The 10,779-nt window shown below is 71.4% G+C and carries 10 protein-coding genes; 1 reads left to right on the top strand and 9 read right to left on the bottom strand.

Features of this window, described 5'->3' with window-relative positions:
- From I4I78_RS24220 to lysS, 5 genes are all read right to left on the bottom strand, one after another.
- On the bottom strand, window positions 1-926 hold a 926-nt coding region (locus I4I78_RS24220; protein ID WP_218613784.1), incomplete at its 3' end, for a YihY/virulence factor BrkB family protein.
- A 98-nt stretch (window positions 927-1,024) separates the two neighbouring features.
- Window positions 1,025-3,571: an ATP-dependent Clp protease ATP-binding subunit gene (locus I4I78_RS24215; RefSeq protein ID WP_218613783.1), complete on the bottom strand. Its 2,547-nt coding sequence runs from the start codon at window positions 3,569-3,571 to the stop codon at window positions 1,025-1,027.
- A 248-nt stretch (window positions 3,572-3,819) separates the two neighbouring features.
- The gene (locus I4I78_RS24210; protein ID WP_218613782.1) at window positions 3,820-4,656 is read right to left on the bottom strand and encodes a siderophore-interacting protein; all 837 of its coding nucleotides are present in this window, start codon (window positions 4,654-4,656) and stop codon (window positions 3,820-3,822) included.
- 165 nt (window positions 4,657-4,821) lie between these two features.
- Window positions 4,822-5,166, bottom strand: a complete 345-nt coding sequence (locus I4I78_RS24205) for an Lsr2 family protein (protein WP_218613781.1) — start codon at window positions 5,164-5,166, stop codon at window positions 4,822-4,824.
- Window positions 5,167-5,359: 193 nt separating this feature from the next.
- Complete coding sequence (lysS, locus tag I4I78_RS24200; RefSeq protein ID WP_218613786.1) at window positions 5,360-6,817, bottom strand: lysine--tRNA ligase; 1,458 nt, start codon at window positions 6,815-6,817, stop codon at window positions 5,360-5,362.
- A 146-nt stretch (window positions 6,818-6,963) separates the two neighbouring features.
- Between lysS and I4I78_RS24195 the strand changes: the two genes are divergently transcribed.
- Window positions 6,964-7,710: a class I SAM-dependent methyltransferase gene (locus I4I78_RS24195; RefSeq protein WP_218613780.1), complete on the top strand. Its 747-nt coding sequence runs from the start codon at window positions 6,964-6,966 to the stop codon at window positions 7,708-7,710.
- Here I4I78_RS24195 and I4I78_RS24190 read toward each other — a convergent pair.
- Genes I4I78_RS24190 through I4I78_RS24175 form a run of 4 tightly spaced genes read right to left on the bottom strand, consistent with a single transcriptional unit; the run spans window position 7,626 to window position 10,698 of the window.
- The gene (locus tag I4I78_RS24190; protein ID WP_218613779.1) at window positions 7,626-8,489 is read right to left on the bottom strand and encodes a type III pantothenate kinase; all 864 of its coding nucleotides are present in this window, start codon (window positions 8,487-8,489) and stop codon (window positions 7,626-7,628) included. The genes I4I78_RS24195 and I4I78_RS24190 overlap by 85 nt on opposite strands.
- A gap of 2 nt (window positions 8,490-8,491) precedes the next feature.
- Entirely contained in the window at window positions 8,492-8,914 is a 423-nt protein-coding gene (panD, locus tag I4I78_RS24185) for an aspartate 1-decarboxylase (protein WP_218613778.1), read from the bottom strand.
- Between the two features lie 15 nt (window positions 8,915-8,929).
- Complete coding sequence (gene panC, locus I4I78_RS24180; RefSeq protein ID WP_218613785.1) at window positions 8,930-9,799, bottom strand: pantoate--beta-alanine ligase; 870 nt, start codon at window positions 9,797-9,799, stop codon at window positions 8,930-8,932.
- 5 nt (window positions 9,800-9,804) lie between these two features.
- A complete protein-coding gene (locus tag I4I78_RS24175; protein WP_218613777.1) occupies window positions 9,805-10,698 on the bottom strand; it encodes a Rossmann-like and DUF2520 domain-containing protein in 894 nt (297 codons plus the stop codon).
- Between the last annotated feature and the right edge of the window lie 81 nt (window positions 10,699-10,779).

Here is a 10,779-nt window from a genome sequence, read left to right as displayed (position 1 = left end):
TGGCCGGCCCGGACGGCCTCCAGCTGGGCGGCCAGTGCGAAGCCGGCCAGCAGCGCCACCCCGGTGACGTTGGCCCAGAGCAACAGCGCCATCACCGCCGTCAACGGGCCGTAGGTCTCGCCGAACGTGGCGGCCACCGCCACGTAGAGGGCCAGCAGCCCGGAGCCGGCCAGCCAGGCCAGCACCGTGACCGTGGCCCCGACTGCGAGCCAGCTCAGGCCGGGCTGCCGCCGGCGCGGGGCGAAGCGCAGCAGCGCGGTCACCGCCACCACCAGCGCCGCGAGCCCGACCGGCCAGCGCAGGACGTCCCAGATCTCCTCCGCGGCGTCACCCCAGCGGTAGACCTGCTCCATCGCCTCGCCGAACGGCTCACCGGCCACGATCAGCAGCAGCCCGACGGCCATCGCCACGCCCGCGGTCGCGGTCAGGGCGGCGGCCCGGGCGTACTTGCGCAGCACCGGCCGGTCCCGCTCGGTGCCGTAGATCCGGTTCGCGCCCCGCTCGAGCTGCGCGAACGCCGAGGTGGCTGCCGCGAACGCGGTGAGCAGCCCGAGCACGACGACGACCTCACCGCGGCGGCTGGCCTCGTCCGCATCGTCCCCACCGGGCACCGCCTGCTCGATGAGCCGGTCGGAGCTGCCCGGTGAGATCGCGACGACCGTGCGCGCGACGACCTCGGAGAACGACTCCACCCCGACCGCCGAGGCCAGCCCGGCGCCGGCGATCACCAGCGGCACCGACGCCAACGCCAGCTGCAGCCCGAACGCCCGCGCGTGACTGAACCCGTCGCCGTAGCGGAAGCGGACGAACCCGGAGCCGAGCAGGTGGCGCAGCCCGTAGCGGCGGACGGTGTGCCGGGCGTCGTCGGCGGTGAGCTGCTCGCCGGACATCAGCTCGGTCTCCGGGACCGCCCGCACGGAGCTCACGGGAGGGAACCTATCCACATCCGGTGAGAACGGCGACGGCCCGCCCGGACGTGGTGTCCGGACGGGCCGTCGTCGATCGTGCTAGCTGCCTGGCGTGCTCACTCCTCGCCGGAGGCGGCGAGCTCGGTGGGCGGCGAGTCCGGGACCGGCTCGGACGGCTTCAGCTCACCCCGGAAGGTGAACACCGCCTTGTCGTCCTGCGCCTTCGACCCCTCGGGTGCGTCGGCGTCGATGCCCTCGACGTCGACCAGCACGATCTGGCCGGCCTCGATCTCGCCGAACAGGATCTTCTCCGAGAGCTGGTCCTCGATCTCGCGCTGGATGGTCCGGCGCAGCGGCCGGGCGCCCAGCACGGGGTCGAACCCGCGGCGGGCCAGCAGGCCCTTGGCGGCGTCGGTGAGCTCGATGGCCATGTCCTTGTTGGCCAGCGCGCCCTCCACCCGCGTGATCATGAGGTCGACCATCTCGATGATCTGCGGCTGCGTGAGCTGGTGGAAGACGATGATGTCGTCGATGCGGTTGAGGAACTCCGGGCGGAAGTGCTTCTTCAGCTCGTCGTTGACCTTCGTCTTCATCCGCTCGTAGTTCGACGCCTCGTCGTTGCCGGAGCTGAAGCCCAGCCCGACCGCCTTCGAGATGTCCTGGGTACCCAAGTTCGAGGTGAAGATCAGCACCGTGTTCTTGAAGTCCACGGTCCGGCCCTGGCCGTCGGTGAGACGGCCGTCCTCGAGCACCTGCAGGAGCGTGTTGTAGATCTCCTGGTGCGCCTTCTCGATCTCGTCGAACAGCACGACCGAGAACGGCTTGCGCCGCACCTTCTCGGTGAGCTGGCCGCCCTCCTCGTAGCCCACGTACCCGGGAGGGGCACCGAACAGGCGCGAGGCGGTGTAGCGGTCGTGGAACTCGCCCATGTCGATCTGGATGAGCGCGTCGTCGTCGCCGAACAGGAAGTTCGCCAGCGCCTTGGACAGCTCGGTCTTACCGACACCGGACGGACCGGCGAAGATGAACGAGCCGGACGGGCGCTTCGGGTCCTTCAGGCCGGCACGGGTCCGGCGGATCGCCTGGGAGACGGCCTTGACGGCGTCCTCCTGGCCGATGATCCGCTTGTGGACCTCGTCCTCCATCCGGAGCAGACGGGTCGTCTCCTCCTCGGTGAGCTTGAAGACCGGGATGCCGGTCCAGTTGCCCAGGACCTCGGCGATCTGCTCGTCGTCGACCTCGGCCACGACGTCCAGGTCACCGGACTTCCACTGCTTCTCGCGCTCGGCCTTCTCGCCGAGCAGGGTCTTCTCCGAGTCGCGCAGGTGCGCGGCCCGCTCGAAGTCCTGCGCGTCGATCGCCGACTCCTTGTCCCGGCGCACGTTCGCGATCTTCTCGTCGAACTCGCGCAGGTCCGGCGGGGCGGTCATCCGGCGGATGCGCATCCGGGCGCCGGCCTCGTCGATCAGGTCGATCGCCTTGTCCGGGAGGAACCGGTCGTTGATGTAGCGGTCGGCCAGCGTGGCCGCGGCCACCAGCGCGCCGTCGGTGATCGTGACGCGGTGGTGCGCCTCGTAGCGGTCGCGCAGACCCTTGAGGATCTCGATGGTGTGCGTGACGCTCGGCTCGGCGACCTGGATCGGCTGGAAACGACGCTCCAGGGCCGGGTCCTTCTCGACGTACTTGCGGTACTCGTCGAGCGTGGTCGCACCGATGGTCTGCAGCTCACCACGGGCGAGCATCGGCTTGAGGATCGAGGCGGCGTCGATCGCGCCCTCGGCGGCACCCGCACCCACCAGGGTGTGGATCTCGTCGATGAACAGGATGATGTCGCCGCGGGTGCGGATCTCCTTGAGCACCTTCTTGAGGCGCTCCTCGAAGTCACCGCGGTAGCGGGAACCGGCCACCAGCGAGCCCAGGTCGAGCGTGTAGAGCTGCTTGTCCTTGAGCGTCTCCGGGACCTCGCCCTTGACGATGCCCTGGGCCAGGCCCTCGACGGCGGCGGTCTTGCCGACGCCGGCCTCACCGATCAGGACCGGGTTGTTCTTGGTCCTCCGGGAGAGGACCTGCATGATCCGCTCGATCTCCTTCTCCCGGCCGACGACCGGGTCCAGCTTGCCCTCACGGGCCTGCTGGGTGAGGTTGCGACCGAACTGGTCGAGCACCAGCGACGACGACGGCGTGCCCTCGCCCCGGCCGGCCGAGGCCTCGGCGGGCTCCTTGCCCTGGTAGCCGGACAGCAGCTGCAGGACCTGCTGGCGGACGCGGTTGAGGTCCGCCCCCAGCTTGACCAGCACCTGCGCCGCGACGCCCTCACCCTCGCGGATCAGGCCGAGCAGGATGTGCTCGGTGCCGATGTAGTTGTGACCGAGCTGCAGCGCCTCACGCAGGGAGAGCTCCAGCACCTTCTTGGCCCGCGGCGTGAAGGGGATGTGCCCCGACGGTGCCTGCTGGCCCTGGCCGATGATCTCCTCGACCTGCTGCCGCACGCCCTCCAGGGCGATCCCGAGCGACTCGAGGGCCTTGGCGGCCACTCCTTCGCCCTCGTGGATCAGGCCAAGGAGGATGTGCTCGGTCCCGATGTAGTTGTGGTTGAGCATCCTGGCTTCTTCCTGCGCCAGGACGACAACACGTCGAGCTCTGTCGGTGAACCTCTCGAACAATTCGCACTCCTTGACTGCTGCGCCTCACGTACAGCGCGACCAGCATCTCCGTCCGTCCCGGAACTCCCGAAACCGACACTGCGCCCTCGCGTGACACGGCGCCCGAACGTCTGTCGTCCCGACGCGCTCATACCACTGTATCGGTCTGATGGGGCTCGGCGCCTCCACCTGGAGTGCACGAACGGTCCTGCGGTGCGTAACACCGGGTTCGCCGGGTGTGTTCCCGGCGCGCTCCCGGCGCCCGGCGGTCAGGCGCGGGCGGCGGCCTGCTCCTCGGCCAGCTCGCGCTCCCGCTCGGCCGCCTTGAGCGTGCGGAACTCCTCGTCGGCGTGGCCACGGCGCCAGTAGCCGGACACCGACAGGGCGTCGCGGTCGACCTCGCGGTCGTGCAGCAGGTGTCGCCGCAGCCCGCGCACGGCGGTCGCCTCGCCGTGCACGAACGCGTGCACCCGGCCCGGGAGGAACTCCAGGGAACGCACCTCGTCGAGAAGCTGGGTCCCGTCCGGGTCGCCGCCGGCCGCGTCGCGGTAGAGCCAGCGCACGTCCAGCTCCGCCACCGAGCTCAGGTGCTGCTCCTCACCGGAGGACCCGACCTGCACCACGGCCACCGCCGGGACGCCGGGGCCGACCCGCTCCAGGGCCGCGGCGATCGCCGGCAGTGCGGCCTCGTCGCCGACCAGCAGGTGCCAGTCGGCCGCCGGGTCGGGCACGTAGGCACCGCCCGGCCCGAGCAGCCGCAGCCGGTCACCGGGTTCGGCCGCCGCGGCCCACGGGCCGGCCAGGCCGGTGTCGCCGTGATGTACGAAGTCGATCACCAGCTCGCCGGCCGCGCGATCCACGGAACGGACCGTGTAGGTGCGCTGCGACGGCCACTGCTCGCGCGGGTACTCGGCGTGCACGACGTCCATGTCCAACGGCTCCGGGTACTCGACGCCCGGCTGCGGGAAAAGGATCTTGACGTAGCGGTCGGTGAACTCGGTGTCCGGGAAGCGGGCGAGCCCGTCGCCGCCGGCGACCACCCGGATCATGTGTGCGCTCAGGCGCTCGGTGCGCAGCACCTCGAGCTCGGTCATCGAACGGGCCATGGAGACCTCCGCGATCAGGACGGCGGATGCGCCGGGTCGATCGGCCCGGCTCTTGTAGTAGGTCACCCTAACCCCGGAAGGCGGAACGGGTCCGCCGACGACGTCGACGAACCCGTTCCGTGCTCGCGCGGTGACCCCGAGGAACGTTCCCTCCGGCCGCCGGCGTCAGTTCTCCTGGTGGTACGCCTCCAGGACGTCGGCCGGAATACGGCCACGGTCGGAGACCTTCATGCCACGCTTGCGGGCCCAGTCCCGAATCGCCTGGTTCTGCTCACGGTCGATCGCCGGGCGCCGGGCCGCGGAGTTCGAGGCCGAGTTGCCGCGACGACGGCCGGATGCCGCACGACGGGCCGAGGCCACGTAGTCGGCGAAGGCGTCACGCAGCTTCTTCGCATTCGCCGTCGTGAGGTCGATCTCGTAGTTCTTGCCGTCCAGGCCGAACTCGATCGTCTCGTCGGCGACGTCGCCGCTCAGATCGTCCACGAGCCTGATCTCCCGGATCTGCGCCACCGTCGCAGCCTCCCCATCTCACTTGTGTTGCCCTGTTCGAGTCACCCGATCGCCGATGTGACCGTCTTGACGGGGTCTGATCCGACCACGCCCTTAAAACAGAGTAACCGCATTCGAACAGCAAAGTCGAGTTGGGTCGCATCGGCGACGGACTCGATCAGGTATTGCACCCGATCGGGATCACGTCGCCTTCTCAGGATTCTCCGCGAACCAGCGGGAAGAGGATGGTCTCCCGGATACCGAGTCCGGTCAGCGTCATCAGCAGGCGGTCGAGACCCATCCCCATCCCGCCGGTGGGCGGCATGCCGTACTCCATGGCCCGCAGGAAGTCCTCGTCGAGCTGCATGGCCTCCGGATCGCCCGCGGCGGCCTTCACCGACTGCGCGTGCAACCGGTCCCGTTGCTCCACCGGGTCGACCAGTTCGGAATAGGCCGTCGCCAACTCGACACCGAAGACGACGAGGTCCCACGATTCGGACAGGCGGGGATCGTCCCGGTGCGCGCGGGTCAGCGGCCGCACCTCGACCGGGAAATCGCGGACGAACGTCGGCTCGATCAAGGTGTGTTCGACGAGCTTCTCGAACAGCTCGAGAACGATCTCGCCCGCGGAGAGGGAATCGCCGAGCTCGACCTCGTGCGTCTCCGCGATCTTTCGCAGTACCGACACTTCCGTGTCCGGCGTCACATCCTGTCCGACGGCGGTCGACACCGATCCGTGGAGAGTGACCGATCGCCACTGTCCGCCCAGGTCGTGTTCGGACCCGTCGGTGTGGGTGACGACGGTGGACCCGTACAGCGCGCGGGCCGATTCCTGAATGAGGTCGCGGGTCAGGTCCGCCATCTCGTCGTAGGTCGCATAGGCCTGGTAGGCCTCGAGCATCGCGAACTCCGGCGAGTGTGTGGAGTCGATTCCCTCGTTCCGGAAAACCCGGTTGAGTTCGAAGACCCGCTCGACCCCGCCGACCACACACCTCTTCAGGAACAGCTCCGGCGCGATCCGCAGGTACAGATCCGTGTCCAGCGCGTTCGCGTGCGTGACGAACGGGCGCGCGGTGGCGCCACCGTGCAGCAGCTGCAGCATCGGCGTCTCGACCTCGACGAAGTCGCGGCCGTGCAGCGACTCCCGCACCGTGCGCAGCACCGTCGAGCGGGCGCGGACGGTCTCGCGTGCCTGCGGGCGGACCATCAGGTCGACGTAGCGCTGCCGGACCCGGTTCTCCTCCGACAGCTCGCGGTGCGCCACCGGCAGCGGCCGCACCGCCTTGGACGCCATCTCCCACGAGTCGGCCTGGACCGACAGCTCACCGCGCCTAGAGGTGATCACCTCGCCGCGGACGAGCACGTGGTCGCCCAGGTCGACGACGGCCTTCCAGCGTGCCAGCTCGTCTGCCCCGACCCGGTCGAGGCTCAGCATGGCCTGCAGCTCGGTACCGTCGCCCTCACGCAGGGTGGCGAAGCACAGCTTGCCGGTGTTGCGCAGGAAGAAGATCCGGCCGACGACGGCGACCTTCTCGCCGGTGGCGGTGTCGGCCGGGAGGTCGGGGTGGGCGTCGCGGACCTGGCGCAGGGTGTGCGTGCGCGGGACCGTGACCGGGTACGGCTCGGTGCCGGCGGCGATCAGCTCCTCGCGCTTGGCCCGGCGCACCCGCATCTGCTCGGGAAGGTCCTCGTCACTGGGCGGCACGGAAGTCGTCACGCCGGGAAAGGTTAGTGACCCGTTCCCGGCGTTCCGGCCGGGGGCAGCCGGGGTGACGAATCGGATCGCCGCCCGACCGGCTGCTCCGTACCGTCGCGGTCATGCCCGACCCGCAACGTGCGCGCTCGTTCGGGGCGGTGGCCGCGGAGTACGCCCGCCACCGTCCTCGCTACCCGCAGGAGGCGGTCGACCTGGCCCTGCACCCCGCGTGGCCGCCGGGACGGGTGCTCGACCTCGGCGCCGGGACGGGGGTGCTCACGGCGGCGTTGCTCGCGCGCGGTCTCGACGTGGTCGCGGTGGAACCGGACCCGGGGATGCTCGCGCAGCTGCACGCCGAGCTGCCCGGTGCGGACGCGCGCGAAGGCAGCGCCGAGGCGATCCCGCTACCGGCAGGGTCGGTCGACGCGGTGCTGGTCGGGCAGGCACTGCACTGGTTCGACCTCACCCTGGCCACGCCGGAGATGGCGCGGGTGCTGCGGCCCGGCGGCGTGCTGGCCGGGCTCTGGAACAGTGCCGACCCCGGCGCCGGGTGGCCGCACGAGCTGGGCACGGTGGCCGGGAGCGCGCACCCGCCGAACCCGCGCGGCGCGGGCTACGACGTGCAGATGCCGGGTGAGCCGTTCTTCGAGCCCGCCGAACGGGCCGACGTGCGATGGAGCCGGCCGATGACCGTCGACTCGTACCTGGCCGACGTCGCGACCCACTCGTGGGCGCTGACCGCCGAGCCGGCCGAACGCGATGCCGCGTTCGCGCGGATGCGCGCCTACCTGGCCGCCCGGCCCGAGACCTCGTCCGGGACGTTCGAGCTGCCGATGCTCACGCTGGTCTGGCGCACGTTGCGCAGGTAGGTCAGGCGCAGGCCGAACAGTGTCAGTTCCGGCACGTAGTGCTCGATGGTCTCCGACTCACCCCGCATCAGCTGCGAGAGCCCGCCGGTGGCCAGCACCGTGACCGGGCCCGCGGACGGGCCGAGCTCGGCCACGATCCGCCGGACCAGCCCGTCGACCTGCCCGGCGAAGCCGAAGATGACGCCGGCCTGCAGGCACTCCACCGTGTTCTTCCCGATCACCGAACGGGGCGCGACCAGCTCCACCGTGCGCAGCGCGGCGGCCCGGGTGGCCAGCGCCTCCATCGAGATGTCGATACCCGGGGCGAGCGCACCGCCGAGGAACTCCCCGCGGGCCGACACGACGTCGATGTTGGTCGACGTCCCGAAGTCCACGATCACGCAGCTGGTGCCGAACATCTGGTGCGCCGCGAGGGTGTTCACCACCCGGTCCGCGCCCACCTCGCGCGGGTGGTCGACCAGCAGCGGGACCCCCGTGCGCACCCCGGGCCCGACGACGAGCGTCGGCATCCGGTCGGCGCGGCGGTCCAGCATCACCCGCAGCTCGCGCGAGAGCACCGGCACCGTGGACAGCGCGCTGATCCCGGTCACGGCCGGGGCGAGGTCGCCGAGCATGGCGTAGATCGCCACCTCGAGCTCGTCCGCGGTCATCCGGGGCTCGGTGCGCATCCGCCAGCTGTGCGCGGTCTCCGGCGCCAGCTCCCCGGGGGCCGCGGGGTCCGGCTCCGGGTAGAGGCCGAGCGCGATCTGGGTGTTGCCGACGTCGATGCAGAGGTGCACGCCTACCGGCCGACCCGGCCGGCAGCACCGGAGAGCAGCCCGGACCCGTCCGGGGCGTGGCCCGGGTCGGTGCCGAGGTCGGCGACCCGGTTGTCGGCGTCGACGAACACGACCCGCGGGCGATAGGCGATCAGCTCGGTCTCGTCGTAGCTGCCGTAGGAGATCAGGATGACCAGGTCCCCGGGGTGCACCAGGTGCGCGGCCGCGCCGTTGATCCCGATCACGCCGCTGCCCGGCTCGCCGGTGATCGCGTAGGTCTCCAGGCGGGCGCCGTTGGTGATGTCGACGATCGTGACCTGCTCGCCCTCCAGGAGGTCCGCGGCGGCCATCAGGTCCGCGTCGATCGTCACCGAACCGACGTAGTGCAGGTCGGCCTGGGTCACGGTGGCCCGGTGGATCTTGGACTTCATCATCGTGCGGTACATCGGTCTCTCCGGCTCCTAGAGCGTGACGGCGACGTTGTCGATCAGACGGGTGGGGCCGAGGCGGGCCGCGACGAGCAGCCGCGCGTCGCCGGACTCCGGGACCGGGCCCAGGTCGGCACCGCGCAGCTCGAGGTAGTCCAGGTCCAGCGCGGGCTCGGTCGCGAGGACCTCGCGCGCCCGGTCCAGCACGGCCTGCGGCCCGGCCGCCGAGACCCCGGAGCCCTCGACGAGCGCCCGGGACAGCACGGCGGCCCGCGCCCGGTCCTGCTCGGACAGGTAGACGTTGCGCGACGAGCGCGCCAGGCCGTCGGACTCGCGCACGGTCGGCACGCCGACCACGGACAGCGGGAAGTCCAGGTCGCGGACCATCTTCTTGACCAGGACGAGCTGCTGGAAGTCCTTCTCACCGAACATCGCCACGTCCGGCGCGACGATGTGGAACAGCTTCGAGACCACGGTCAGCATCCCGGAGAAGTGCCCGGCACGCGTGGCCCCCTCGAGCTCGTCGCCGAGCGGGCCGGCGGTGATCCGGGTGTCCGCGCCCGGCGGGTACATGTGCCCCACCTGCGGCGTCAGGACCAGCTCGACGCCCTCCTCCCGGCACGTCTCCAGGTCGTCCTCCAGCGGGCGCGGGTAGCTCTCCAGGTCCTCTCCCGCCCCGAACTGCAGCGGGTTCACGAAGATCGACACGACCGGGACGACGGCGCCCGGCACCCGTCTGGCGTGCCGGATCAGCTCGCGGTGACCCTCGTGCAGCGCGCCCATCGTCGGGACGAGCGCGATCTTGCGGCCGGCGCCGCGCAGGGCGCGGGTCACCGTCGCGAGCCTCGTGGGCTCGGAGTGCACGGTCACCTGCCCGGCCACGTAGCCGTTGCGGGTGCTCATCGCGGTCACCGGTGTTCCTCCAGGGTCTTGCGGACGTCGTCGAGGGCGGAGTCGTCGAGCAGGCCTGCCGCGGCGGCCCGTCCCGCGGTGCGGGAGGCCAGGGCCCGGTAGGACTCGGCCAGGTCCGGGTCGGCGGCGGTGATCTCGTCGAGGTGGGTACGCAGGGTGCCGGTGTCGCCGCGGGCGACCGGGCCGGTCAGGGCGCGGTCGCCGTGGCGCAGCGCGTTGTCCAGGGCCGCCGAGAGCAGCGGCGCGACGAGCCGTTCGGCCGGCCGCACGCCCGCGTTCTCCAGCAGGTCCACGCAGTCCCGGACGAGCGTCATCAGGTGGTTGGCCCCGTGCGCGAGCGCGGCGTGGTACAGCGGACGGACCGCCTCCGGGACCCGCACCGGCTCCGCGTTCATCTCCACGACCAGGGCCTCACCGACGCTCGACGCGGCCTCGTCACCCTCCGCGGCGGTCACCGCGACACAGCACGACGCCAGGCGCTGCACGTCCTCCGGGCGGCCGGTGAAGGTCATGGCCGGGTGCAGGGCCACCGCCAGCACCCCCTGCTCGACGGCCGGGGCCAGGACGCGCACACCGGACGCCCCGGCGGTGTGGGTGACGATCTGGCCGGGGCGGAAGCACCCGGCGGCGGCGAGGCCGCGGACGAGGCCGGGCAGCACGTCGTCCGGGACGGCGAGGACGACCAGGTCGGAGCTCGTCACGACCTCGTCGGGTGGCAGCAGCGGGACGCCGGGGAGCAGAGCCTCGGCGCGTTGCACCGACGCCCGGGACACACCACTGGTGGCGACGACGTGATGGTCGGCGGCCGCGAGTGCGGCTCCGAGCACGACCCCGACCCGTCCGGCGGACACCACTCCGACGGCGAGCCGCGCGGGGCGGCCAGCGTTCATCGATCTCTCCTACTCGCTCCGGTCCACCAGGGGTACCGGTCGAGGCGTCGGCGACCTACGTTGTCGCGTGCCCGGCCAGGG

The sequence above is a fragment of the Pseudonocardia sp. KRD291 genome (assembly GCF_019263595.1).
In the GTDB taxonomy this organism is placed as follows: Bacteria; Actinomycetota; Actinomycetes; order Mycobacteriales; family Pseudonocardiaceae; genus Pseudonocardia.
This window is presented reverse-complemented; position numbering and strand designations above follow the sequence as displayed.